The organism is Terrimonas ginsenosidimutans (assembly GCF_022012415.1).
Classification (GTDB): domain Bacteria; phylum Bacteroidota; class Bacteroidia; order Chitinophagales; family Chitinophagaceae; genus Terrimonas_A; species Terrimonas_A ginsenosidimutans.
The window spans coordinates 188468-215459 of sequence record NZ_JAKLTR010000004.1; the positions used below are offsets into that span (position 1 = coordinate 188468).

Genomic DNA, 26992 nt, shown 5'->3' on the forward strand with positions numbered 1-26992 from the left:
GACATCAATTTCCTTTAAGTCCCTGCAAAACTCCAGCATAGGCTGGTTTTTTATTATAATCATTGTCGTATAACAGCGGGAACTCTTTTCCGTTATCATAAAGCCAGCTATTTGCATCGTTAATGCCCCATATTGTGATTCCTGCTCTCTGAGGTGCGGGAATATGTTTTATATATGATGCTATAACGTATTTATACATTGCCGCCTGGAAAGCGAGGAGATCATCTGTCATTTTTCCAGCCGCACTACCCATCAGTGCTCTTACATCGAGCTCAGAGATGCGAATTTTAAGACCGGTAGCAGCTAGCTTTTGCATCATTACTTCAATACCGGCGTAGCTGGTAGAGCGTGTAATATGCATTTGCGTTCCAATACCGTCCACCTTTGCACCTTTTGCTTTAAGCTCCTTTACATAGGCTATGAGAGAATCCAGTTTGGCGGCATTTGATTCAAGGTTATAGTCATTGATATAAAGATCTGCTGTGGGATCAGCCGCTTTAGCCAGGTTAAATGCTTTCAGGGCAAAATCGCGGCCAAGATAATTAGACCAAACCAGCACGTCGGTAGCGGCAGTGGTATTTGAGTTATTGCGTATAGCAACAGGATTATCTGCGAATGGCTCATTTACCACATCCCATGCTTTTACTTTGCCTTTATAACGTCCTACAAGTGCGTTGATCCAATCGGTAAGGGCGGTTTCAAGTTTCGCCGCAACTGCTCCACCGGATGGAGGAACGACAACTTCCTTCACGCTAGCATCGTCAATAAAGTAGGTATTGGCCGCTTGCCCAAGATCGAAGAGAAAGCTTGTCGTGGCACCATTCGCCGTGATCGTCCAGGAAACTTCCTGCCATGTTGTTCCGATCGTTTGATCACCCTGGTATTGAGCGCTTCCTGCGCCACCGGTTGACAAACGAATGGACCCTCCCGCAGAGGCCGCCCTTACCCAGTATGCAATTCTGTATTGTGCTCCAACTGTGGTATTGAACGTTCCACTGGATACCTGTACGCGCCATTGACTGCCGGGATAACCTGTCGGGTTAACTACCTTCATCGCGCCTGTACCTGTTCTGACTTCCGAGGTCACACTGGTTGCTGTTATGGTTGAAGTGCCTGCAGGATTTCCCGAATTGAAAACGGACCAACCAGTGAGTCCTGACTCAAAACCGGGATTCGTTGCAAGCTCTGTTGCAGCAGGCACGGTGATACCTGCATAGTTTTTCAGATAGGTGGCATTCTGATTCTGATGCCAGAGTAAGGTATGACCGAACACTTCCATCGGTCCGACTGCAGCCACCATCGCGTCTGCATTCGTAAAATTGTAAGTTCCATTTGACTGTACTATAGCGCCGTGTTTCATTTCGTACCCAAAAGTAACGGCATCGAAATCTCTTTTCACGATCTCTGCAAATTTTGGCTCATTGGTCAATGGTTGATAATTGATCGCTGTACCTATTGGAAAATCCGCAACATCTCTTAATGCTGTTCCGTTTTCTGTAAAGTTACCGCGGTCCTGAATGTTTGAATCAGGTCCTTTTTTACATGCGGCAAAAGCGGCCGGCAGGAAAAGGATCAGCCCTATTTTGATATATGTTTGTTTCATAAACAAGCTTTTAAGTGGAAGCATTATTAATATCCGGGGTTTTGATACTGTTGTTTATTCGCATCAGTGATCCTGTCAAGTTGTTCTTTCGGGATCGGGCGCAGCTCATGTTTATTTGCTGTGATCTTCGCCGTTGCATCGGTGTTGTAAAGTTTCACTCTTTCAATGAGCTTACCTCTCACCGCAAGATCGCCCCATCTTACACTTTCCCCGCATAGCTCTCGGGTACGCTCATCAAGAATAAAATCGAGCGTTACCTGCGATGCAGCAGTCAGCCTGATTGCTTCATAACGATCAGTGATCTGGGTTGGTGTTAATCCGGGACGACGAACCGCTCTTTGTTTTAACACATTGATCAGGTTCATTGCTTCGGTTGGATTGCTGTTTTGCATCGCAGCTTCTGCAGCAAGTAAATAAGTTTCAGAAAGCTTTGCTGCGGGAAACGGCCTTGAACCCGGATTGTTGGCAAGACCTCTTCCCGGATCTTCATATTTGCTAAGACTTGGATACATATTTTGTGTACTTGCATCCAGAAGCCCACCGACAAAGTAAAATTCACGCGGAGCGATAACGCGGTATGGTTTCAATCTTGGTCCCGCCGGAGAAATGCCATTCAGAGAATCAGCAATTCTATTCGTCAGCGCCATAACAAAACCAGTATCTACATCAGCGGTAAAGCCACCGCCGGTTACTGAAGCGATATAAGCAGTACGGAAGGATCCTTCATAACGGCTATCATTGAATTTATCTGCAAAAGCAGTGTTATACAGCCATGGTGTCGGGCAAAAACGGCGAATCGGTCGACCATAGGTTACTGTACGTGTATTAACAGGTCTTGTACCTGAACTCGCGAGTGGTGCTGATACGGATGTATAATCTCCGCAGAAATCGTTGGCAGCATCTACACCTTTACCTCCACCGATGGTGTTAGGCGGATCTCCTACTTCATTTGCAGCAAAATTCCCGGGAATACGCTCGATAGAAAAGAGTATCTCACTGTTATAATCATTACCAGGTCTGTGAACCTCTGCATAAGTCTGTTGAAGGGCTACTCCGTATTTAGCCTGGTTGTTTATTACCTCAGAAGCTGCCGTATAGGCATTCGCAAAATCAGACTGTTGCTTTGCAGCTGAATATCCCCGGAAGAGGTAAGCTTTGGCCAGGAAATGAAAAGCAGCAGCTTTCGAAAGTTTAAATGCACCAGCTGGACGTCTATCAGGCAGGTTTTGCGTAGCAAAAGTAAAGTCTTCTATAATGGTATTGTAATTCTTTACAAATACTTCGGCTGTCGGGAGGCGATTGAAACCTTGAAATGGTGACTGATTAAATTTCAACTCACCGCTACCGAGGTCGATCGGAACTGCACCGAAATATTGAATAAGATTCAGATAATACAAAGCTCTTAAAAACCGTATTTCTCCAAGTGCTACATTTTTGTCCGCATCATTGATCTGTACCTCGGGAGCATATTCGATCAGGGCATTTGCGAGATTGATATTGTTAAAGCTCCTGTTCCATGGGGTGAGGATTGACCCGCCCGTGTTGTCAAGGCTGTAATCGCAGAAACTTGTCAGATCCCCTGCTGCACCTCTCCGCGTTTCGCTCGCCATAGCCCATTCATCTGTACCGGCTACACCCATTGCCACAGCGCCTTCCGGGCCGTACAAAAAGCGCATGCCTGAATAAATTGCATTCACACCATTTTGAAAACCGCTTGGCGTTTTGAAATAATCCACAGAAAAAACCGTGTATGGATTCTCTTCCAGCTTCTTCTTGCAACTTAACCCCGTTGTGAGCATGGTTGTCGCAAGCGCTGCGATAAATATTTTATTACTGAGTTTCATATAACTAAGTTTTGAGAATAAGTTAAAGCGAAAGGTTAAGGCCAAATGTGAATGTTCGTCTCGGAGGCGTGCCCAATCCTACAACCAAAGCGCCATTGCCTCTTTCATTTGTGCGGATATTGCTTGTAGAACCGCCTACACCGCGATCACCTGACGCTGTCGCCTGTGGATCAATCCCTGTTTTTTCCCAATATGGAGAATACAAAAGTGCCACGTTGTCAACTGTAAAATATACACGGAGGCTTTGTGCATTCAGACGCTTTACAAAATTCCGGTTGAATGTATAACCAAGATTGATGCTTCTGATTCTGATATAACTCGCATCGTAGTAACCGAGAGTTCTGGATCCGTCTGTTACAGTTGCTACATTCGTTTGCGGCATAGGAAACCAATTAGAAGGATTCGTCGGGGTCCAATAATCAACCTTTACAGAATTACGGCGTCCATCAAGGAATGTGATATAAGAAGACAAAGGCTGATGGATCTGACTGACCAGTGTGCCACCAAATCTTGCCGTGATCACTGAAGAAAGATCAAAGCCTTTATAACTAAAGCGGTTTGTAATGCCACCCTGCAGATCCGCATCCATATCGCCGATAATCCGGCGGTCATTGGTAGAACTGATCATTCCGTCAGGTCTGCCATTCGCTCCACCAAAATCAAGGAGCTTGATCTGACCAGGCATAGCGCCAACGGCTGCTGCTGCTGCTGCTTCATCTAACTGCCATACACCCTGGTTCACATAGTCATAGATTGCAGTCATAGAATGACCCACAAACAACTGACTGCCGATGTCTTCTGAAACGTTATTGCTAAGCTTCAGCAATTTGTTGTTGTTAAAAAATAAATTAAGATCAGTGCTCCAATTAAAGCCAGACTTTGATTCAATGTTCACTGAAGAAACAGTAAACTCCATTCCCTTATTCTCCATCTCTCCGATGTTCGTAACGAAGCCACCGGCTACGCCAGAAGTAACAGGAAGATTTACGGCATAAAGAATGTCCTTTGTACGCGAGTTGTAATACTCGAAGGTACCGGTAATGCGATTTTTCAGCAATCCGAAATCAAGACCAATATTGGTAGTAGTAGTAAACTCCCATGAGAGGTTTGGATTTGGCAGGGTGATTACATTATAGCCGGTCACAACAGTGGGACCATAGTTATAACGGATCACGTTTCCTCCTGTATTGCCAGCAGGAAGTCCGTTAGAGTTGTTCACCAGACCTTTCGACTGATAAGGATCAATTGCCTGGTTAGATGTTTTACCCCAACCAACCCTAAGCTTTAACGTATTCACCGCTTTTACATTACTGAAAAACGACTCATCAGATATCACCCAACCAGCTGACAACGCCGGATAATCAAACCATTTATTACCTGGTGCGAGACGTGAAGATCCATCACGACGGAAAGTTGCCGTTAACAAATATCTATCCTTAAATGAATAATTCAGTCGCGCCATATAAGAGATCAACGAAGTCTTTGACTCCCCTCCGCCTAAAGCGGTGTTGGAAGAATTGACCGGTGTCGATTGTGCAAGGTTATAGAACTGAACAAAGTCCTCAGTAATAGAATCTTTCTGAACAAAACTATTAAAGGATTGAGCTTCCTGAATACTGTAAAGAGCTGTAAAATTGAATTTATGATCCCCTACTGTTTTATCATAAAACAAAAGGTTTTCGATTGTATACCCCCATGTCTCACCATTACCGACGCGCGCGATATTACCCTGTGCCGGACGGAAAAAGCTTGGATTTGCCGGAAGTCTATCGGCAGAGCGGAACTGACCGCTGTTTTCCTGCGCATAGTTGAGACCAACGTTTGCACGATAACGAAGTCCTTTGAAAAATTCAATCTCTGCATACACCGTATTGAATGTTCGAAGGCGACGCACACGGTCAACCCATGTCTGAGGACCATCTTTAAGTAATAAAGGATTGTAACGACCGTCTGTGTTATTATCATCGACGTTACCATTTGGCAAAAGATAAATGCTTCCATCAGGATTGTACGCCGGCATCAGCGGGCTTAAAGCAAGCGTACGGAACATTGCTGATCCGGACACAAATTGCGAACCTTTTGCAATGCTGACCGTGTTCTGAGTAGACACACCCAGCTTAATATGTTTGCCAACGCGGGTATCTATAGCAGCTCTTAAAGTGTATCGGGTATAATCCTCTCCCGGCATAAGAGTTGTTTCTTTGTAATACCCACCGCCAAGCATAAAGGTGTTGCCATCGCGGCCACCAGATACACTTAAATTATGATCGGTGCGCTGCGCATTCTCGTACATAAGATCCTGCCAATTTGTGTTGCGCCCTTCCGTTATGCCAACAAGCTCCTCAGGCATATAGCCAGCCGTCCATGTGGACAAATTACGAAGCGATTGGTATTCCGACGCATTGAACAACGGATATTTATATAATGGACTTCCAATGCCATAATATCCGTTATAAGAAAGCCGTGTCTCCCCATTACGTCCTTTTTTTGTTGTAACAAGTATAACGCCATTAGCACCCCGCGAACCGTAGATCGCAGTTGCAGAAGCGTCCTTTAAAATATCAACTGATGCGATATCATCAGGGTTTATATCATTCAGGCTCCCGTCATACGGAATTCCGTCTACTACGAATAGAGGCTCATTCGAACCGCTGATCGAGCGGTTACCACGAATGCGGATCTGACCGCCCGCACCCGGCTGATTGCCGATGGCCTGTATCTCGAGACCCGCTGCCCTTCCTATAAGCGCCTGCTGAAGATTGGCAACCGGTACTTCACGCAATGCCTTTTCACTCACTGAAACAACAGCACCGGTTACGTCACGTTTTCGTTGCGTGCCATATCCAACAACAACCACTTCACCCATATCCTGAACAGCCGAACTAAGTTGGATATTGATCGTTACATCATCCCCAACAGTAATCTGCCTGTTTGTATACCCCACACTTGAAACGACCAGCACATTTCCTTTAACAGCATTAATAGAGAACTCCCCATTCTCATTGGTAGTGGCTCCAAGATTCGTTTCGCTGACCTGGATTGACACGCCAGGTATCGGCGTACCTGTGGTTGTGGTAATGCGACCCCTGACTGTTTTGTCCTGGGAGAACGCAACCCCGGAACAGATCAGCATGACCACCATGAAAAATACACCCGTCAGCAGTTTTGATAATGAGCCTGCCGACGGCTGCTTTTTGTTTTTCTTTTTCATAATCATTGTTTGGCTGTTTTTAGCAGTTAGTATTAATAATACGAGCGAGTAATTGATACTCCGGAGAGGGGAAAACTAAACGAGTGCCTTGCAATAAAACCTTTTGAAAGAAAAACTGGAAATGGCTGCGGGAAAGAGATAACGGAAAAAGACATGGTCATCCACGCTAAAATGGGCAGCCGGCAGAGGAAAAATTCATTTTTCATACAGCAGTTTTAGTATAACAATTCAATCGTTTGGCTGACTTTCTGAAGTCTTGCACAACGAATATAGGAAAATTATATAAATCCGCAACCGATTGCATTTTTTTATTTCGAAAAATCACATTTTCTTTGGGCTCAGGCAATTATAACTTATGTCAGAAGACCGGGAAATAACGATTTATGATATTGCAAAGCACCTCGGGATCTCCGCTGCCACTGTCAGCCGTGGCCTGAAGAACAATACCATGATCAGCAAAAGCACCCGGAAGAAAATTGCCGACGCCGCGAAAGAACTTGGATATCAGTCGAATACATTTGCCAGCAGCTTACGGAGTAAGAATACACATACATTGGGCGTACTCGTTCCCAGGTTGAACAGCCACTTCATGTCGTCCGTTCTGGCCGGCATGGAAAAAGCGGCCAGTAAACAGGGCTACAACCTCATTATTGCGCAATCGCTTGAGGACGCCGACCGGGAGGTTGTAAACGCCTCCACCATGTTCAATAAACGGGTAGACGGCCTGTTGATCTCCCTTTCCGCTAATACAGAGAATCTCAATCACTTAGATTCATTTTTCAAGCGAAAGATCCCGGTTGTGTTCTTTGACCGCGTGCATCCGCACGCAGATACGACCTCCATCATCATAGATAATTATGGTGCAGCCTACAAAGTCACCTCACACCTGATCCAGCAGGGATGCAAACGCCTCATGCACCTGGGAGGCAATCTCCTCAGGGATGTATACCGCCAGCGCCTGGAGGGCTTTCAACAGGCTCTTAAAGATCATCACCTCCCTTTTATAGAGGAATTACATATCATCAGTACCCTTTCCGAAGATGCCGGTACCGATGCAGCCAGGTATATCCTCGACCTGCCCGTCTCAAAACGACCGGATGGGGTATTTTGCGCCAATGATACGGTGGCCGTTCATTGCATGATCGGTCTGAAAGCGGCCGGACTCCGGATCCCGGAGGATATCGCCTTTGCTGGTTTTAATAATGACCCGATCAGTAAGGTAGTTGAGCCGAATCTGACGACTGTCGACTACTCCGGCGAGGTCGTCGGTACCACGGCTGTCTCTAACCTTATTAGTCACCTCAAGGGAATCAGCGACTTATATATGACAAATCAGATCACTCTCCGGTCAGAACTGATCGTCCGTGCCTCTTCGGCAAAAATGAGAACTGATATTTAATTTTTTTTGCGATCTTCAGGCAACCGATTGCAAAAAAATGAAGCCAAAAAAGGATATAACCATTTATGATATAGCGGAAAAGCTGAAACTCTCCTCTGCAACCGTCAGCCGGGCTTTGCAAAACCACCCCGCCATAAATAAGAAAACAAAGGAAAAAGTACAGGCCGCCGCTCTAACCCTTGGCTACCGCCACAATACCTTTGCAAGTAGTCTCCGTAAACAACAGACCCACACGATCGGCGTGGTCGTTCACGAGCTGAAGAGCAGCTTTATCACCTCCGTTCTTGCAGGTATCGAAAAGATCACTTCCGAAGCCGGGTATGATCTGATCATTGCCCACTCTTCCGAAAGCTTCAAAAAAGAAGCAGCAAACGCACTCAACCTTTTTCACAAAAGAGTGGACGGCCTCATCGCCTCCCTTTCATTCGATACCACCGGCCTTGAACATTTCAAACCGTTCCAGGAAAAAGGAATTCCAATCGTCTTCTTCGACCGTGTGGAAGAAAATTCCGAAAGCACAAAAGTTGTCATCGATAACTATAAATGCGGATATGAAGCAACCTCTCACCTGATCAGCCAGGGATGTAAACGCATTGTACTCGTTACCGCCGACCTGAAGCGTAATGTTTACAAACGCCGCTACATGGGCTATAAAGATGCATTGTTCGACAATGATATTCCTTTTATCGAAAATCATGTCCTGATCAAAGATCTTAGCGAACAGGGTGGTATGGAAGCCGCAAAGCAGATCCTGAAAATGAAACCGCGCCCCGATGGCGTGTTTGTCACAAACGACTTCTCCGCCGCCGTATGCATGCAAACATTAAAGGAAAATGGCATGAAAGTTCCCGAAGATATCGCCATCGTTGGTTTTAATAATGACGCGATCGGAAAGATCGTCGAACCACAGCTTACAACGATTGATTACCCTGGCGTGGATATGGGAACCATCGCCGCCAGGCATTTGATTGATCACCTGAAAGGAGTGGCAAGTATTGAAAATACAAGTACGATCGTGATACATTCTGATCTGATCATCCGTAAATCTTCTATGCGCAAATAAGCACGAATGGTCGCCAGCTAACACGAATGCACGCTAATGATAATGGAGATGCCAATTATGAAAATGATACGAATTACGCGAATTACACGAATTACACGAATTAAGAGAACAACAGGGATGATAGTGGCAATGGCTTTGTCCATGCTGCTTGCTATGCAGGCGGGGGCAGAAACAGGTTATGAATTATGGATGCGTTATGTGCCTGTGCAAAATCAACCATTGTTGAATTCATACAGACTGCAGATAAATAGTATCGCTGTAAATACCGGATCCCCTACTCTACGCATCGTAAAAAATGAACTGATCTCCGGCCTCACAGGCTTGCTTGGAAAGAAAATAGATACAACTGGAAAGACTGCTTTAAACGGTATCCTGTCAGCAGAAACCTACAATCCCGCCGGCGTATCAGGCAAAGCAGGGTTGAAATCCTTGCTGGAGCAAACCGGAGAAGAAGGATTTGTGATCGCCACAAAAACAGTCAATAATAAGAAGCATATCATCATCACCGGGAATACGGACATCGCCGTACTGTATGGCACATTCCATTTTCTCCGGCTGATACAAACTCAACAGAATATCTCTTCCCTTCAGATCATATCAACGCCGAAGATGAAATTACGGATGCTGAATCATTGGGACAACCTGAACAGAACGGTTGAACGCGGGTATTCAGGTTCTTCTATCTGGAACTGGCATACCTTACCGGGCTATATCGATCCGAGATACGTTGACTATGCAAGAGCCAACGCTTCTATTGGCATTAACGGCACCGTGTTAACCAACGTAAATGCCAACGCTACTTTTCTGACACCACCTTATCTGCAAAAAGTAAAAGCACTTGCCGATGCATTCAGACCTTACGGCATTAAAGTATATCTCACCGCAAGATTCAGCGCTCCAATAGAGATCGGCAAACTAAAAACAGCTGATCCTCTTGACCCGCAGGTACAGCAATGGTGGAATGACAAGATCAGTGAAATATACCAGGTGATTCCCGACTTCGGCGGATTTGTTGTGAAAGCAAACAGCGAAGGGCAGCCAGGTCCGCAGGACTACAAACGCACACATGCAGACGGCGCAAACATGCTAGCCTCCGCCATCGCTCCGCATAAAGGCATTATCATCTGGCGCGCGTTCGTATACAGTAATGAAAATCCTGTCGACAGGCATAAACAGGCTTATGACGACTTTGTTCCGCTTGATGGAAAATTCAACAGCAACGTCATGGTGCAGGTAAAGAATGGGGCAATCGACTTCATGCCACGCGAACCTTTCCATCCGTTATTCGGCGCCATGCCGAAAACACCGTTGATGATGGAATTCCAGGTCACACAGGAATATCTCGGCCAGGGAACAACGCTCGCCTTCCTTGCTCCTTTATTTAAAGAAACACTGGAGAGCGATACCTACAGCAAAGGAAAAGGAAGCACCGTAGCAAAAGTGATCGACGGCAGTGTTGATCAGCATGCACTGAATGGAATGGCAGGCGTATCCAATATCGGCAGCGATATTAACTGGACAGGTCACCCGCTCTCGCAGGCAAACTGGTACGCCCTCGGTCGGCTTGCCTGGGATCATTCCCTTTCAAGTGAAAAAATCGCCGAAGAATGGCTGCGGATGAGTTTCTCCAATAATGCTGCTTTCCTTTCAACCATGATCCCATTGATGTGCAATAGCCGCGAAACCGTTGTCCGATACATGAACCCGATCGGTTTGCATCATATTATGGGAACGAGTCATCACTATGGACCTGCACCCTGGGTCAGCAATCTGAATCGCCCTGAATGGAATCCAGTGTACTACCATAAGGCCGACAGTCTCGGTATCGGTTTCGACCGGACCTCCAAAGGCAGCAATGCACTCGGCCAGTACGCTCCTGAAGTAAGAAAGCTCTGGGAAGATATAAATACCTGTGAAGAAAAGAACCTTCTCTGGTTTCATCATGTTCCCTGGACGTTCAAAATGAAAAGCGGCCGCAATGTCTGGGAAGAACTTTGCTACAACTACTATACAGGTGCGGAGAAAGTAAAACAAATGCAGGCCTCGTGGAAAAAGATGCAGCCATTTGTAGACCCGCAACGCTTTGACCAGATCACAATGCTTTTCAACGTTCAATACGAAGAAGCGATCTGGTGGCGCAATGCCTGCCTGCTGTATTTCCAGACATTCAGCAAAATGCCTATTCCATCGAATTACGAAAAACCAGATAGATCACTCGACTATTACAAGAGCCTGCGCTTCCCTTTTGCGCCGGGCATTTAACAAAATCAACGAACCAATAAAGAAGAATTTTATGAAAAGGAAAGTGGCAATTGTTACAGGTGGTGGCTCAGGACTGGGCTTCGCGATCGCGGAAAAATTTGTGCAGCAGGGAATCGATACCATCATCGCCGGACGAAATGAACAGAAACTGAATGAGGCAAAAAATAAACTGGGAGAACTATGCCATACACAGCCCTGTGATGTGACTGATCTCAAATCATTGCCCCAATTTATACAACAGATCGTAGACAAATTCGGGCAGATAGACATTCTCGTCAACAATGCCGGGATCAATATGAAAAAAGAATTCACCGACGTAACAGATGAAGATTTCCAGCAGGTGATCATGACCAACGTGAGCTCTGTGTTCACGCTAAGCCGTGAAGTGGTAAAACAAATGCTGAAACAGGAAAACGGTTGCATCATTAATATCAGTTCCATGGCTGCCCAATACGGCATTCCTAAAGTGATCGCCTATTCAGCCAGTAAGACAGCCATTGACGGCATGACCCGCGCCATGGCAGTGGAACTTTCGCCAAAAGGCATCCGTGTGAATGCGATCGCTCCCGGGTTTATTTATTCTGATATGACCGCGAAAGCGCTGGACAGCGACCCGGAAAGAAAAGCAAAAGTATTCGGACGAACACCAATGGGCATCATGGGGCAAGCAGCAGATATCGGTGAAGCCGCATACTTTCTTGCCAGCGATTCAGCAAAATATATCACCGGCGTGATCCTGCCCGTTGACGGCGGAAACAGCGTCGGCTTCTAAAATAACTGTATGAAAAAACGTCTTCTTCTTTTTATCACGACGGTACTCGCCATTTATGGACAGGCACAGTCACTTATTTCAGAAAAAGCCTCACCGTTATTCTTTTCTTTGAAGGAAGCAACGATCTGCGTTGACCCGAATGATCATGAACTGGTTCGCCAATCAGCTATATTATTACAAACCGATCTTGAAAAAGTGACCGGTATCAAACCAGCGATCAGCTCAACGATCACAGGGAAAACAAGTATCGTGATCGGATCAGCAGACAGATCTTCATTGATCAGATCATTGGCAGCAAAGAAGACGATCAATCTCACTGGCATCAACCAGCAATGGGAAGCATTTACCTGGAAGAGCAACAATAACCAGTTGATCATCGCAGGCAGCGACAGGCGCGGAACCGCATTCGGCGTATTCGAACTCTCCAAACAGATCGGAGTTTCGCCGTGGTATTGGTGGGCAGATGTGCCGGTTAAAGCAAAGAAGGAACTTTTTTTCAAAAAGAATCAAACCCATACTGATAAGCCTTCCGTAAAATACCGTGGCATCTTTATCAATGATGAAGCCCCGGCTTTATCAGGATGGAGCAAAGAAAAATTCGGCGGCTTCAACCACTTCTTCTACGAAAAAGTATTCGAACTGATCCTTCGTCTGAAAGGCAACTATCTCTGGCCGGCCATGTGGGGAAATGCATTTTATGACGATGATTCACTCAATATAAAAATGGCCGATAAATACGGGATCGTGATCGGAACCTCCCATCATGAACCGCTGATGCGTGCGCACGATGAATGGAGAAGGCACGGTACAGGTAAATGGAATTACGACAGCAATAAAGTAAAACTCCAGGAATTCTGGCGCGGGGGAATGCAAAGAGCTACCAATGAAAAGATCGTATCTGTCGGGATGCGTGGCGATGGAGACGAACCAATGTCCAGGGAAACAGCAACCGATCTCCTGGAAAGAATCGTAAAAGACCAGCGGGAGATCATTGCAGACGTAACCGGAAAGCCTGCCGAACAAACACCACAGCTTTGGGCATTATACAAAGAAGTACAGGATTACTACGACAAAGGCATGCGTGTACCCGACGATGTGACCTTACTGCTTTGTGATGATAACTGGGGAAATCTCCGTAAACTTCCCAAACCAACAGATAAGAAACGAAAAGGCGGTTATGGGATTTATTATCACTTCGATTATGTCGGCGGACCAAGAAACTACAAATGGCTGAACACAAATCCGCTTCCCCGCGTTTGGGAACAAATGCATCTCGCCTGGAAGCATGATGTAAAAGATATCTGGATCGTGAATGTGGGAGATATCAAACCAATGGAATTGCCGATCTCCTTCTTTCTCGATTATGCATGGAATCCTGATAAGATCGGGCCAACGGATATACAGAAATATACAGATAGCTGGGCGGCTGCTCAGTTTGGAACAGAACATTCAAAAGAAATAGGTGAGATTCTTGCCAAATATGCAAAATTCAATGGCAGAAGAAAACCAGAATTACTGGACGCAAGGACATACACCCTGCCTTCCGAATGGCATACAGTTGTAAATGACTATAACGACCTACTCAAAAAAACAGAACAGATCAACTCACAGCTTCCGGCTGCATATAAAGATGCATTCTTCCAGCTTGTACTTCATCCCGTAAAAGCCTGCGCAAACCTGAACGAGATGTATTATAATGCAGCACTTAACAAAAACGCCTCTACTAATAAATGGATAGAAGCTAATGGTTACGCAGACAATGTCAGAAAGCTCTATGAAAATGATTCCCTGATCACACTTCAGTACCATCAGTTAAATGGAGGAAAGTGGAACCACATGATGAGCCAGAAACACATCGGCTACACCTCCTGGCAGGAACCAAGATGGCAGCGTATGCCCGCAGTCACCTATCTTCCAGCAGACTCAGCTGTAGCACCATCCGATTCGGTCTTAGCATACATTCAACCTCATTTAACAGCCGGTACAAAATCACGGGGAAATACCTTCTTAGAAAAACAAGGATCGGGTGTATCTATCGACGCTACCAACTATACAACTGCTGTAAACGCTGGTCCTGTTAAATGGCAGATCCTGCCCGATCATGGAAGAACAGCTTCAGCCATCACGGCATTTCCTGTAACCGCACCAGCTCAAACGCCCCGAAAGACCAGTCCACATCTGCAATACGATGTATTCACCTCCAGCACGGGAGATTTCTCCATACACACGTATCACTCTCCTTCCCTCAATTTTTATTCATCTGAAGAAGGTCTGCAGTACGCCATCTCCATTGACGACGAAACGCCACAGATCATCTCTATTAATAAAGAAGATAAGAACTCTATCAGCGGGATCTGGAATAAATGGGTATCGGAAAGCATCATTATCAAAACGACCAAACATAAAATATCCAAACCGGGAATGCACACAGTGAAATACTGGATGGTAACCCCGGGACCGGTCTTGCAAAAGATCGTTGTAGATTTCGGTAATGTAAAGCCATCTTATCTCGGTCCTGAAGAAACGATTCTCACAAAAGAAAAAAAATGATTGCATGCATATAAAATTGATTCCCGCCATAGCACTGACTGCCGCTTTTCTGGCAGCTGGCTGCTCGAGCGCACAAAAAACCACATCAGGCGGCAGCATCGCTTCCCTGAAAGAAACGTTTAAAGATGACTTCCTCATCGGGACAGCTTTGAATGCTCAACAGATCGAAGAGAAAGATCCGGCGGCGGATAAACTCGTCAAACAACAATTCAACGCCGCCACTCCCGAGAACATCATGAAAGCAGAGATCATTCATCCTGAATGGAACCGGTATGATTTCACGCTGGCAGACAAACTCGTTGACTACGGGAAGAAGAACAATATCCAGATCACAGCACACACCCTGATCTGGCACAGTCAGCTTCCCCGCTTCGCCAGCCGTATCCAAAGCGTTGACTCATTCAAGACATTCTTCAATAATCATATAGAAACCGTTGCCAGCCGCTATAAAGACAAAGTACTTTCCTGGGATGTAGTAAATGAAGCGCTGAATGAAGACGGTACCATGCGCAAGTCGATCTTTCTTGACAGGCTCGGCCCCGACTTTGTAACAGAAGCATTTCGCTTAGCGGCAAAAGCATCTCCGGGTACTGAATTGTACTACAACGATTATAATAACGAACAACCAGCCAAACGCGCCGGTTGCATCGCGATCATCAAAAAGATACAGGCCGCAGGTGTTCGTATCGATGGTGTCGGCATTCAGGGCCACTGGCATCTCGGGAAGATCCCGCTGAAGTTCATTGAAGAAAGCATCGAACAATATGCCGCACTCGGTTTGAAAGTAGCGATCACTGAACTCGATGTTGAAATACTTCCCCGCAACTTCCAGGGTGCCGATGTAAGCTCAAGAATGGCGAACACCCCGGGAATGAATCCCTATCCAAACGGCTTACCAGATAGCATTCAGCAACAGCTCGCGAAAGATTACGAAGCGTTGTTCAATCTCTTCCTGAAGCATAAAGACAAGATCTCGCGCGTTACCTTCTGGGGAGTGGATGACGGACAAAGCTGGCTGAATGACTGGCCTGTTCGTGGAAGAACGAACTACCCACTTCTGTTCGACCGTAAATTCCAGCCAAAACCCGCTTTCTTCAAAGTCATTGAAACAAAAAAAAAGTGAGAAACTGTAATTCATTTCAACCTGTTCAACCTATCAAACCTCAGCGATCATCACATAAAAAAACAACATGAGCACATCCACCTCACAAAAATTATCCGTTGCGGAGAAAGTAGGTTACAGCCTGGGCGACCTTGCTGCCAACCTGGTGTTCCAGACATTGATGACCTATCTCGCTTATTTCTACACGGATATATACAAACTGGACGCTGACGATGCTTCCGCATTGATCTTAACGGTAGGATTGATCGCCGCATTTGGCTTCAACCCGGTCATTGGCGCATTGGCGGATCGAACCCACTCAAAATGGGGAAAGTTCAGACCATGGATCCTGTTCACTGCCATTCCTCTCGGCGTCGCTGCGCTGCTGGCATTCAGCACACCGGATTTTTCCTATAAAGGAAAGGTCATCTATGCGGCCGTCACGTATACGCTGCTCCTGTTGCTTTACGCAGCCAATAATCTTCCCTATTCTGCACTAAGTGGGGTCATCACCGGTGATATGAAAGAACGAAACAGCATGTCGGCTTATCGATTCGTTGCTGTCATGTTCGCACAATTCTTTGTACAGGTGTTCATGCTTCCGATCATCGAATCAGCTGGCGGTGGCGACAAAGCAATCGGTATTGAGAAAGTGATGACATGGTTAGCAATCATCGGTACGGTGATGCTGCTGATCACATTCGTTACCACTAAAGAACGTATCATTCCGAAACCGGAGCAAAAATCAAGTCTGAAAGAAGACCTCGGCGACCTGTTTAAAAACCGCCCCTGGGTGATCATGCTCGTGCTTACCACACTCGTGTTCATCACACTCGCACTGAAAGGCGGCTCATATGTTTACTATTTCAAGAATTATGTAGATAAGGAAAGCCTTACCAGCTTTATCACTCCGATCAACAATGCATTGTCTGGTATCGGTTTGAACTTCTTTGGTGAAGACGCATTATCTGCAGGGTTTGGCTTGTTCAATGCAGGCGGTATCATCTTCATGATTGTTGGGATCACTTTATCAAAAAGACTTGCAGACAAATACGGTAAACGCGATGTGTTCGGTGTTGCCCTTTTCATCTCCACATTATTTGTACTCGCATTCATCCTGTTTCCGCCAACGTCGGTAAAACTGATGTTTGCCTCACAGATCCTTCATGGATTCTTCTATGGCATCACCATTCCATTGCTTTGGGCAATGATCGCGGATGTGGCAGACTTCAGCGAATGGAGAAATAACCGTCGCGCGACAGCGATCATCTTCTCTGCGATGATGGTCGGGCTGAAAGGCGGCCTGAGCATCGGCAGTGCACTGGTTGCAAAGATCCTTTCCGTCTTTCACTATGCACCAAACAGTACAGACGCACAGCCCGAATCCGCCATACAGGGCATCAAATTGCTGGTAAGCGTATTTCCGGCAATCCCATTCCTGATCGGCGCTGCGCTGCTGTTTTTCTATGAGATCAATAAAACGAAAGAACTTCAGATAGAAGCAGAGCTTAAACAGAGAAGACTGACAGGCAGTTGAAATTGCTAATTACCGCAAGATCCGGAGCGCGCAGGTTCCCGCAGATGAATGCTGATCAAACTCGCTGATGCGCGGATCAGCTGCTGATACCTGACTGGGATCTTCGAATCCGTGCATAGAACTCCGCAAATCTGCGGGAACCTACGTCTGTCAGATACAATAGTAAAACACATTAAAAATACATTATGCCCGAAGACAACATTGAACACATCGACTTTGACGAACTGAATAAAAAAGCGATCTCCCAACCGCTCGTTACAAATATCTACACAGCAGACCCGTCGGCACACGTATTCGAAGGAAAGATCTATATCTATCCCTCACATGATGTGGAATCAAATATTCCCTTCGATGATCTGGGCAGCCATTTCGCCATGGAAGATTATCATGTGCTGTCCATGGACACTCCTGATGGAAAAGCAACGGACCACGGCGTGGCATTGCATGTGAATGATGTACCCTGGGCTGATAAACAAATGTGGGCGCCGGATGCCGCAGAACGTAATGGCACTTACTATCTCTTCTTCCCTGCAAAAGATCATGAAGGCATCTTCCGCATAGGCGTTGCTAAAAGTAAGTCGCCCGCAGGACCTTTCATTCCTCAACCCAAACCGATCAAAGGAAGTTTTTCCATAGACCCCGCCGTTTTCAAAGATGATGACGATTCATACTACATCTACTTCGGTGGTATCTGGGGCGGCCAGCTCCAGCGCTGGAGAAACGGCTCATTCAATGCGGAAGGCGAAGGTCCGCTGGTACATATTCCCGGCGACAATGAGCCCGCACTCTGTGGTAAAATAGCACGTCTTACAAAAGACCTCCTGGAATTTGATGAAGCACCACAGGACGTTGTGATCACTGATGAAAATGGCTCACCGCTCCTGCAAGGAGATAATGACCGCCGCTTCTTCGAAGCAAGCTGGGTACATAAATACAATGGCAAGTACTATTTCTCCTATTCAACCGGGGATACACACTTTCTGTGCTATGGTATTGGAGATAATCCTTATGGACCGTTCAGGTATGCAGGAAGGATCTTAAACCCGGTGGTGGGCTGGACAAGTCATCATTCCATTTGCGCCTTCGGCGAGAAGTGGTACCTTTTCTATCACGATTCCAGCTTATCAAAAGGAGTTACTCACCTGAGAAGTGTAAAGGTCACGGAATTGATACATGATGAGAACGGAATGATCAGGACCATCGATCCATATCGGGGCTAACATAAGACTGAATGGCGCGGAGGTTCCCGCACGGAAACCGGATCCATAAAAAGTATCTATATGAAGAAAAGAACTTCACTGCTCTTACTTACTCTCCTGCTGGCTCGGATATCGAATGCGCAATCATTCACCAATCCCATTCTTGCAGGATTTTATCCCGATCCAAGTATCTGCCGAGCGGGCGATGATTACTACATCGTGAATTCTTCCTTCGCCTATTTCCCCGGGCTCCCTTTATTTCATAGCAAAGACCTCTTGAACTGGAAGCAGATTGGTTATGCAATGGATCGACCCGGTCAGTTGAACCTCGACAGTGCCGGCGTATCAAGAGGTTTGTTTGCCCCAGCCATCTCCTATCACAACGGAACTTTCTATATCGTTTGCACTGAAGTAAGCAAACTCGGAAACTTTGTGATCACGGCAAAAGATCCGCGTGGCCCCTGGAGCGATCCTGTCAAGCTCCCCCAGGTAAACGGCATCGATCCGTCACTCTTTTTCGACAACAATGGAAAAGCCTATATCGTCTTCAACAGCATTCCTCCTAACAATATTTCCTTACATGAGGGACATAGAACCATCCGTATGTTTGAATTCGATGTGCAGAATCTGAAAGTGGTGGGTGAAGAAAAATTACTGGTGAATGGCGGAACAGATATGTCAAAAAAACCTGTCTGGATCGAAGGACCACACCTGATCAAAAAAGATGGCTGGTACTACCTGATCTGCGCAGAAGGCGGCACAGGTTATGATCATTCCGAAGTTGTATTCAGAAGCAAGTCGCCCGAAGGGCCATTTGTTTCCTACGATAAAAACCCGATCCTTACGCAACGCCAGCTTGACCCCAACAGGAAAGATCCAATCACAACAGCAGGTCATGCAGATTTCGTGGAAGATAAGAACGGGAACTGGTGGGGTGTATTCCTTGCCTGCCGTCCATACGAAGGAGATTTCTACAATACCGGCCGAGAAACATTCATGGCGCCGGTTGTTTGGAAAGAGGGCTGGCCGGAATTTAACCTCGGTGGCGATGAAATTAAATACAGTTATCCCATCGATGCAAAACAGAATAACAAAACGCCGCGCTTCAATGGCAACTATACATTTTATGACAATTTCCCCCAAGACACGCTGAATAAACGTTATCGCTTTCTCAGAACAGTTCACGAAAGCTGGTACAGGATCACTGATCATAAAATGCTTCAATTAAAGCTGCGGCCGGAAACAATGTCAGGCAATGGAAATCCATCATTCATTGGATTTCATCAACCGCATCTTACAGGGCATGCCTCCACCGGAGTTGAATTTCACGGAGCGGATAGCAATCAGCGTGCAGGACTCGTAGTCTTTCAAAACGAAAAAGCTTATTACTTTCTGTGCAGAACGACGATCAACGGGCAACAGGTTGTTGCACTGTACAAGGAAAATGAACTGCTGGCGAGTATTCCCGCCACGCCTCCACATCATTTTATTTATTTGAAGATCCAGGCTGATAAAGACAAATACTCCTTCTTCTATGCCACCAGGAAAAATAAATGGCAATTGCTGAAGGGAGATGTTGATGCGAAACACCTCAGTACAAAAACCGCCGGCGGCTTCGTCGGCAGCGTTTACGGTATGTATGCGACATCCAACGGACAGCCTTCCTCCAATGCTGCCCTTTTCGAATTTTTCGAAGTAAAGAACAATGATGCTGTCTATAAGAAATGATCACATAAGTCAATGTATATGAAAAGAACGATCTGTTTTGCTGTATTGATTGTTGCCATGCAGGCAAAAGCGCAGGACTACAAAACATTCCCGATGTGGAATACTGCGCTGCCAATGGAGCAGCGAGTAAATGACGTGGTAAGCCGCCTAACGCTTGAAGAGAAGGTTGCACAAATGCTGAATGCAACACCTGCTGTATCCCGGTTAGGAATTCCGGCTTACGACTGGTGGAATGAAGTGCTGCACGGTGTTGCGCGGACACCATTCCGAACAACCGTATTTCCGCAGGCGATCGCGATGGCTGCTACATGGGATACCAACTCACTTTATCGCATGGCCGATTTCTCCGCACTGGAAGGACGCGCGGTTCACAACAAAGCAATCGAACAGGGAAGAACCGCCGAAAGATATATGGGCCTCACCTACTGGACGCCGAACATCAATATCTTCCGCGATCCACGCTGGGGACGCGGCCAGGAAACCTATGGCGAAGATCCCTTCCTAACCGCATCGCTTGGACGCGCATTTGTCCGGGGCCTGCAGGGCGAAGATCCCCGCTACCTGAAAGCAGCAGCCTGTGCCAAACACTTCGCTGTACATAGCGGGCCGGAACCAAGCCGTCACGCAGACAATTTCAATCCAACGGTCTATGATCTCTGGGATACGTATTTACCTGCCTTCAAAACACTCATCACGCAATCAAACGTTGCCGGTGTGATGTGCGCCTATAATGCAGTGAATACCCAACCCTGCTGCGGCAATGATCTCCTGATGAATGACATCCTCCGCAAGCAATGGAACTTCAAAGGTTATGTAACATCGGATTGCTGGGCCATCGATGATTTCTTTAAATACCATAAAACACATCCGGATGCAACCAGTTCAGCAATTGACGCCGTATTGCATGGCACAGATGTAGAATGTGGGCAAACCGTTTATAAAACACTCGTTGACGCAGTCAACAACAAACTGATCACCGAAGCACAACTGGACATTTCGCTGAGAAGATTATTTACGATCCGGTACCAGCTTGGCATGTTTGATCCTGTATCAATGGTTCCATATGCACAGACGCCTGCATCCGTACTCGAAAGCCAGCCGCACCAGGCACATGCATTGAAGATGGCGCAGCAATCGATCGTGCTGCTGAAAAACACCAACAACACCCTTCCACTTAATAAGAACATCCGGAAGATCGCCATCGTTGGACCAAATGCAGACAATCGTATTTCAGTATTAGGAAACTACAATGGCATTCCATCAAAGATCGCTACTGTTGTTGACGGCCTCCGGGAAAAGCTCGGAAGCAATGTCGAGATCATTTATGAAAAAGGTGTCAACTTCACGAACGACACCCTGCTTGTTTATACCGATCTCAAAAAGCAATTCGCTTTTAACGGACAGCAGGGCTTCAAAGCTGAATATTACAAAGGCCGTGAACTGGAAGGATCACCTGTAACGACAAGAACGGAAGATGCCGTTGACCATTCCTGGCAAAGAGGCGATATCATCGCAACAGGTCTGACAGCAACTAACTTCTCCGCACGATACACCAGTACGTTCACTGCCACCGCCAATGGCAGTACGATGCTGGAAGTGGAAGCGGATGACGGCTATCGCCTGATCATAAATGGCAAACAGGTGATCGATGCATGGCAACGCAACCGCTGGGGAGCCAGAACGCATAAACTCGAAACAAAAAAAGATTCTACTTACCAGGTCATCCTGGAATACTGGCAGGGAGATGACAACGCGAATGTTGCTATCCGGACCGGCAATTTCCAGCGAACAGATTACGCCGCACTAACAAAAAAACTCTCTTCCGCCGATGCGATCATCTTCGCCGGCGGGATCTCTCCACAACTGGAAGGCGAAGAAATGCCGGTGAACGCGCCGGGATTTAATGGTGGCGACAGAACAAGCATTCTCTTACCAGCAGTACAAACCAATCTGCTGAAGGCTTTAAAGGCAACCGGCAAACCTGTTGTATTCGTCATGATGACCGGCAGCGCTATCGCTATTCCCTGGGAAGACGCTAACCTTCCCGCCATCGTGAATGCATGGTATGGCGGTCAGAGCGCGGGAACGGCCATTGCCGATGTGCTGTTCGGAGATTATAACCCTGCGGGCAGACTGCCGGTAATGTTCTATAAGAACGACCAGGATCTTCCCGGCTTCAGCAGCTACGCCATGGATGGAAGAACCTACCGCTATTTCAAAGGCACGCCCTTATATCCATTTGGATTTGGACTGAGCTATACCACCTTCAACTACGCTGCTGTTAAAGCACCCGCACGGTTGAAAAAAGGGGAAAAACTCTCGATCAGCTGTAAGGTCACCAACACCGGAAAACGCAATGGAGAAGAAGTGGTCCAGGTTTACGCATCCTATCCCGGTGCCACCGGCAAGGCCCCGTTACGCATGCTGAAAGGTTTTAAACGTGTTGCATTGAAAGCGGGGGAAACGCAGGCCGTTACCTTTACACTGAACGCTGAAGACCTGATGCTGATCAATGAAAAAGACGGCAGCCAGTATCAGCCAACAGGAAAATTAAGGATCAGCATCGGTGGTGGACAGCCAGATGTGAAAAACAAAACGACCAGCAACGTCATCGATCAGTTTGTTACCATTCAATAATCATTGATGAAAAAAATTATCATAGCCCTGCTCAGTGCATTCTCTTTTCGCAGTGCCACCGCACAGATAAAGTTGCCCTCTATCATTCGCGACAGTATGATCTTACAGCGCGATGCGAAGATCAACCTCTGGGGCTGGGCCGCACCAAATGAGAAGATCCGGGTTTCGTTCAATAAGAAAACTTTTACTGTAACGACAGACAGATCCGGCAACTGGAAAACGCAGCTTCCTGCAACGAAGGCCGGGGGACCATACACGATTGAGTTTGCTGCAAGCAATAAGATCTCTGTGAAAGAAGTGCTCTTCGGCGATGTATTCTTCTGCAGCGGTCAGTCGAACATGGTGCACCAGATGAACATCCATGACGTAACTTATGCAAAGGATATCGCTGACGCGAACTATCCGCAGATCCGGCAATACTGGATCCCGACATTGACCAATCTGAATGCACCACAAGCTGATCTTCCTGCCGGCAACTGGCAACCCGCGATCGGAGACCAGGTAAGACCTTTTTCAGCCGTTGCATTTTTCTTCGCTAAACAGCTGCACGAAAAATACAAGATCCCTGTCGGCATCATCAACGCAAGCGTTGGGGGCACACCGGTTGAAGCATGGACAAGCGAAGAAGGATTCAAAGAGTTCCCGGCAATCACACAAACTATTCAGCGTAATAAAGACACCGCTTATATCAACGGGCTTAACAGGAAGGCAGCATCTTCACGTGGGAATTTCCAGCAACCAAAAGACAGGGGTCTGACAGATCAGGTCAAATGGTCTGACGCATCTTATCAACCTGTCGCATGGCATCCGATCAATATCCCCGGGTACTGGGAAGACCAGGGTCTTAAAGATCTCAATGGCGTTGTATGGTATCGAAAAGAAATTCATATCCCCGCATCAATGGCTGGTCAGCCTGCTAAGGTTTTCCTTGGAAGGATCGTTGATGCCGATGAATTGTACATCAATGGCAAACAGGTTGGCACTACTTCATACCAGTATCCCCAACGCCGTTACAATGTGCCCGCAGGCTTATTAAAAGAGGGAAAGAACCTCTTTGTGATCCGCGTTACCAATACCGCTGGTAAAGGGGGATTTGTACCGGATAAGCCTTACTGCATCTTTTCAGGCAAAGATACCGTTGACCTGAAGGGAACCTGGCAGTATAAGGTCGGGGTGGCCTATCGTCCGCAAACCGGCGGATTTGCAGGAGGTATCAGTGCACAAAATCAACCGGCCGGTTTATATAATGCAATGGTGGCTCCCGTGATCAATTATACCATCAAAGGATTTTGCTGGTACCAGGGTGAAGCCAATACAGGTCAGCCGAAGCAATATGAAAAACTGCAGCCTGCACTGATCGCAGACTGGCGAAGCAAATGGAACAACGACAGTCTTCCTTTCCTGTATGTCCAACTGCCCGGATTCATGGACTACAACTATCTGCCTGCAGAAAGTAATTGGGCAATGATGAGAGAATCGCAGGGAAAAACATTATCTGTTCCCAATACGGCGATGGTGGTTGCGATCGATCTGGGCGAATGGAATGATATCCATCCGGATAACAAAAAAGATGTAGGAGAAAGACTGGCGATTGCGGCGTATAAGACCGTGTACAAAGAAAATATTGTTCATTCCGGACCAACGGTACAATCGGTGAATGCAGACGGGGATAAGATCGTGATCACATTCAGTAATACAGGCAGTGGACTTATGACAGCCGATGGAGCGCTTCCTGCTGAATTCAGCATTGCGGGAGATGATAAAAAGTTTGTATGGGCAACGGCGAAGATTGAAGGTAATACAGTCATCATTTGGAATGAAGACGTTAAAGCACCGAAATATGTGCGGTATGCATGGGCAGATAATCCGGTGAATCCGAACCTGCGTAACAAGGAGGGATTGATGGCATCGCCCTTCCGGACGGATGAGTAGAACTTAGCGCTGTTCGACTGGCGTAAGAGCAACGCAGAGAGCGCTAAGCAGGCGCAAAGGTCGCTAAGATCCTTTGCGTCCTTTGCGGACCTTAGCATTCTTTGCGTTACTCCCACGCCAGTCAAACAACTTTACATTCAATATAAACAGACACCCCTTTCCCCGGTGCCGACTTGATATCCATCGTCCCATTCAGGTATTTAACTCTCGACTGAATATTCCGCACACCGGCAGATCTCAACACATCAGTATTCGCCATATCAAATCCTTTCCCATTATCCTCCACCGTAATGGTGACAACGCCATCTTCCTGTCGCATCAACTGCACCATTATACCCGATGCCCCGGAATGCTTCACCGCATTATTCAGCAACTCCTGCACAATACGATACAGTACCATTTCTGAAGAACTATTCATCCGCATGTCAAACCCATGCACCTCGCAATTGATCCTGAATGCCTGGTCATGTGAAAGACTCTCACAGTAATCATACACCGCCTGTTTCAATCCTAATTTCAGCAATGCTTCCGGCATCATGTTATGTGCCACGCGGCGCATCTCGCTGATGGATTCATCAAGTTTGGTTAAGGTCCTGTCAAACGCAATAGTATTGGTATCGTTCAAGACCAGGTTGCCTTTCATCGCTCCCAGCTGAAGTTTAACACCACTTAATAAACCACCCAGGCCATCATGCAGATCTTTCGCAAGCCGGCTCCGTTCTTCCTCCTGCCCTTGCAACAGAAATTGTGTGGCAGCCAGTTGCTTTTCGGTTTCCAGCTCACCGATCCGCTGCTGCTGCAGCTGCTGGCGGTTCTTATAGTTCCTGTATGTAAGAAAGAATATAACGATCAGCGCCAGTGAACTGCCTATTAAAAAATAATTGAGCACATTCTTCTGCCTGATCTCGCTTTTTTGTAACCCGATCTGCGTTTCCTTTTTCTCCGTCTCATAGCGGACTTCCCGTTCTGCAAATTCCCTGGCTTTTTCGCTCAACAGCAAACTGTCATTGATCTCCTGGTATTTCTCGAAGAACAAATACGCTTCTTTATATTTCCCCAACTTAAAATTCAATTCGCGCATGACATCATAGTAACCTTTCTGCTCTGCTGGATCCGTGCTCGACTCATAAAAGTCTTTTGTCTGCATCAGATATTTCTCCGCCTGCCCATATTGTTCATTCTTCATCGCGATCCGCCCCAACTGCCAATTAGAGGCTGCTATAGCTCCGGGGACTTTTAATAATGAAGCCAGTTCAAGACTCTTATCAGCGTATATCCGCGATGAATCGATCTTATCCAGCGAAAAATACTCCCGGGAAATATTCTGATAAGATTGCTGTAGATACACTTTTGCATTCTGTCCTTCCTGCATCTGGCCCAGGAATTCAAGCCTTGTGCGCAATGCTCTTTCAACAAATCCATTGGCCGTATAATTATCCGCTTTCGTCTGCATATAAAATGCCAGTGCATCAGCTGCTGCGGACGAATTATATTTTTTGGAGATCGCGATCGCTTTATCAATGTATTCGTCCGCTTTGGTAAGGTTCTTCAGCATGTTGAATACTGCGCTCATATTACCATACAGATCAGACTTACGGCGGTCGAGCTGCTTTTCTGTAACACTTTTATCTTTCAATATCTCCTGGCCTTCATATACCGTTGCGGCTCGTTGATAATAAATGATACAACTATCATACTTACCCTGCCAGTAATAAATATTTCCCATGTTGAATTGTGCACCGGCGATCAGGAAGAGGTTGTCATTTTTTTCAGCAGATTGCATGGACAACCGGTAATAATGCAGCGCAGAATCTTTCAGGTCATAACTGCTGTACCATACTCCTAATACGCGATAGCAATCGGTGATCGTGTTGACATGGCCTACCTGGAGGCTTTTCTGCAAAGCTTCATCGAGCAGTTGTTTTGAAAGAGTGCTGTCGGTGATTTGTCCGCCTAAACGACGCAGGCTGTTTACATGGGAAGTGTCAAGGGGCATTTTGCGGATCTGTGCTATCTGCTGCATTATTTCCTGCTGGGCATTAAGCTGGAGCAGTACACCGGATACCAGGAAAGAACAGGCAGTGAGAAAAAGTTTCATCTGGATTTTTTAAGGTTGATCATAACTTCCCTTTTCACAGATCTTCTACCCATAA

General features: G+C 46.5%; 15 protein-coding genes. 11 read left to right on the forward strand and 4 right to left on the reverse strand.

The genetic code is table 11. The features are described 5' to 3' along the window. Positions 1-4: 4 nt before the first annotated feature. From LZZ85_RS08350 to LZZ85_RS08360, 3 genes are read right to left on the reverse strand one after another with little or no spacing between them, the layout of a single operon-like run. Positions 5-1603 carry an endo-1,4-beta-xylanase gene (locus LZZ85_RS08350; RefSeq protein ID WP_237870573.1) on the reverse strand — a complete coding sequence of 533 codons (1599 nt, stop codon included), beginning with the start codon at positions 1601-1603 and terminating at the stop codon, positions 5-7. A gap of 26 nt (positions 1604-1629) precedes the next feature. Further along, entirely contained in the window at positions 1630-3447 is a 1818-nt protein-coding gene (locus LZZ85_RS08355) for a RagB/SusD family nutrient uptake outer membrane protein (protein ID WP_237870575.1), read from the reverse strand. A gap of 22 nt (positions 3448-3469) precedes the next feature. Further along, complete coding sequence (locus LZZ85_RS08360) at positions 3470-6658, reverse strand: SusC/RagA family TonB-linked outer membrane protein (protein ID WP_237870577.1); 3189 nt, start codon at positions 6656-6658, stop codon at positions 3470-3472. A gap of 355 nt (positions 6659-7013) precedes the next feature. On the opposite strand from LZZ85_RS08360, the gene LZZ85_RS08365 reads away from it, so the two are divergent. The 11 genes from LZZ85_RS08365 to LZZ85_RS08415 all read left to right on the forward strand — a co-directional run bounded on the left by LZZ85_RS08365 (position 7014) and on the right by LZZ85_RS08415 (position 24839). Beyond that, the gene (locus LZZ85_RS08365; RefSeq protein WP_237870579.1) at positions 7014-8057 is read left to right on the forward strand and encodes a LacI family DNA-binding transcriptional regulator; all 1044 of its coding nucleotides are present in this window, start codon (positions 7014-7016) and stop codon (positions 8055-8057) included. 37 nt (positions 8058-8094) lie between these two features. After that, positions 8095-9120, forward strand: a complete 1026-nt coding sequence (locus tag LZZ85_RS08370) for a LacI family DNA-binding transcriptional regulator (RefSeq protein ID WP_237870581.1) — start codon at positions 8095-8097, stop codon at positions 9118-9120. Positions 9121-9177: 57 nt separating this feature from the next. Continuing rightward, positions 9178-11382: an alpha-glucuronidase family glycosyl hydrolase gene (locus LZZ85_RS08375; RefSeq protein WP_237870583.1), complete on the forward strand. Its 2205-nt coding sequence runs from the start codon at positions 9178-9180 to the stop codon at positions 11380-11382. 31 nt (positions 11383-11413) lie between these two features. Beyond that, complete coding sequence (locus tag LZZ85_RS08380; protein WP_237870585.1) at positions 11414-12154, forward strand: SDR family NAD(P)-dependent oxidoreductase; 741 nt, start codon at positions 11414-11416, stop codon at positions 12152-12154. Between the two features lie 9 nt (positions 12155-12163). Then, a complete protein-coding gene (locus tag LZZ85_RS08385) occupies positions 12164-14704 on the forward strand; it encodes a glycosyl hydrolase 115 family protein (RefSeq protein ID WP_237870587.1) in 2541 nt (846 codons plus the stop codon). Positions 14705-14708: 4 nt separating this feature from the next. Beyond that, complete coding sequence (locus LZZ85_RS08390; RefSeq protein WP_237870589.1) at positions 14709-15827, forward strand: endo-1,4-beta-xylanase; 1119 nt, start codon at positions 14709-14711, stop codon at positions 15825-15827. Positions 15828-15894: 67 nt separating this feature from the next. Further along, a complete protein-coding gene (locus LZZ85_RS08395; protein WP_237870591.1) occupies positions 15895-17343 on the forward strand; it encodes an MFS transporter in 1449 nt (482 codons plus the stop codon). Positions 17344-17528: 185 nt separating this feature from the next. Continuing rightward, positions 17529-18563, forward strand: coding sequence for a glycoside hydrolase family 43 protein (locus LZZ85_RS08400; protein WP_237870593.1), 1035 nt, complete (start codon positions 17529-17531; stop codon positions 18561-18563). A 60-nt stretch (positions 18564-18623) separates the two neighbouring features. After that, a complete protein-coding gene (locus LZZ85_RS08405; protein WP_237870595.1) occupies positions 18624-20270 on the forward strand; it encodes a glycoside hydrolase family 43 protein in 1647 nt (548 codons plus the stop codon). 18 nt (positions 20271-20288) lie between these two features. Further along, on the forward strand, positions 20289-22907 hold the full coding sequence (locus LZZ85_RS08410) for a glycoside hydrolase family 3 C-terminal domain-containing protein (RefSeq protein WP_237870597.1): 2619 nt from the start codon (positions 20289-20291) through the stop codon (positions 22905-22907). Between the two features lie 6 nt (positions 22908-22913). Then, positions 22914-24839, forward strand: a complete 1926-nt coding sequence (locus LZZ85_RS08415; protein ID WP_237870599.1) for a sialate O-acetylesterase — start codon at positions 22914-22916, stop codon at positions 24837-24839. 121 nt (positions 24840-24960) lie between these two features. Here LZZ85_RS08415 and LZZ85_RS08420 read toward each other — a convergent pair whose 3' ends face one another. Then, on the reverse strand, positions 24961-26937 hold the full coding sequence (locus LZZ85_RS08420) for a tetratricopeptide repeat-containing sensor histidine kinase (protein WP_237870601.1): 1977 nt from the start codon (positions 26935-26937) through the stop codon (positions 24961-24963). Positions 26938-26992 lie beyond the last annotated feature (55 nt).

What these genes read in the sequence shown, in the direction of transcription:
- LZZ85_RS08370 (WP_237870581.1), top strand. Translation starts at nt 8,095, where the DNA reads ATGAAGCCAAAAAAGGATATAACCATTTATGATATAGCGGAAAAGCTG.
- LZZ85_RS08395 (WP_237870591.1), top strand. Translation starts at nt 15,895, where the DNA reads ATGAGCACATCCACCTCACAAAAATTATCCGTTGCGGAGAAAGTAGGT.
- LZZ85_RS08400 (WP_237870593.1), top strand. Translation starts at nt 17,529, where the DNA reads ATGCCCGAAGACAACATTGAACACATCGACTTTGACGAACTGAATAAA.
- LZZ85_RS08380 (WP_237870585.1), top strand. Translation starts at nt 11,414, where the DNA reads ATGAAAAGGAAAGTGGCAATTGTTACAGGTGGTGGCTCAGGACTGGGC.
- LZZ85_RS08360 (WP_237870577.1), bottom strand. Translation starts at nt 6,658, where the DNA reads ATGAAAAAGAAAAACAAAAAGCAGCCGTCGGCAGGCTCATTATCAAAA.
- LZZ85_RS08415 (WP_237870599.1), top strand. Translation starts at nt 22,914, where the DNA reads ATGAAAAAAATTATCATAGCCCTGCTCAGTGCATTCTCTTTTCGCAGT.
- LZZ85_RS08405 (WP_237870595.1), top strand. Translation starts at nt 18,624, where the DNA reads ATGAAGAAAAGAACTTCACTGCTCTTACTTACTCTCCTGCTGGCTCGG.
- LZZ85_RS08350 (WP_237870573.1), bottom strand. Translation starts at nt 1,603, where the DNA reads ATGAAACAAACATATATCAAAATAGGGCTGATCCTTTTCCTGCCGGCC.
- LZZ85_RS08355 (WP_237870575.1), bottom strand. Translation starts at nt 3,447, where the DNA reads ATGAAACTCAGTAATAAAATATTTATCGCAGCGCTTGCGACAACCATG.
- LZZ85_RS08375 (WP_237870583.1), top strand. Translation starts at nt 9,178, where the DNA reads ATGAAAATGATACGAATTACGCGAATTACACGAATTACACGAATTAAG.
- LZZ85_RS08390 (WP_237870589.1), top strand. Translation starts at nt 14,709, where the DNA reads ATGCATATAAAATTGATTCCCGCCATAGCACTGACTGCCGCTTTTCTG.
- LZZ85_RS08410 (WP_237870597.1), top strand. Translation starts at nt 20,289, where the DNA reads ATGAAAAGAACGATCTGTTTTGCTGTATTGATTGTTGCCATGCAGGCA.
- LZZ85_RS08385 (WP_237870587.1), top strand. Translation starts at nt 12,164, where the DNA reads ATGAAAAAACGTCTTCTTCTTTTTATCACGACGGTACTCGCCATTTAT.
- LZZ85_RS08420 (WP_237870601.1), bottom strand. Translation starts at nt 26,937, where the DNA reads ATGAAACTTTTTCTCACTGCCTGTTCTTTCCTGGTATCCGGTGTACTG.
- LZZ85_RS08365 (WP_237870579.1), top strand. Translation starts at nt 7,014, where the DNA reads ATGTCAGAAGACCGGGAAATAACGATTTATGATATTGCAAAGCACCTC.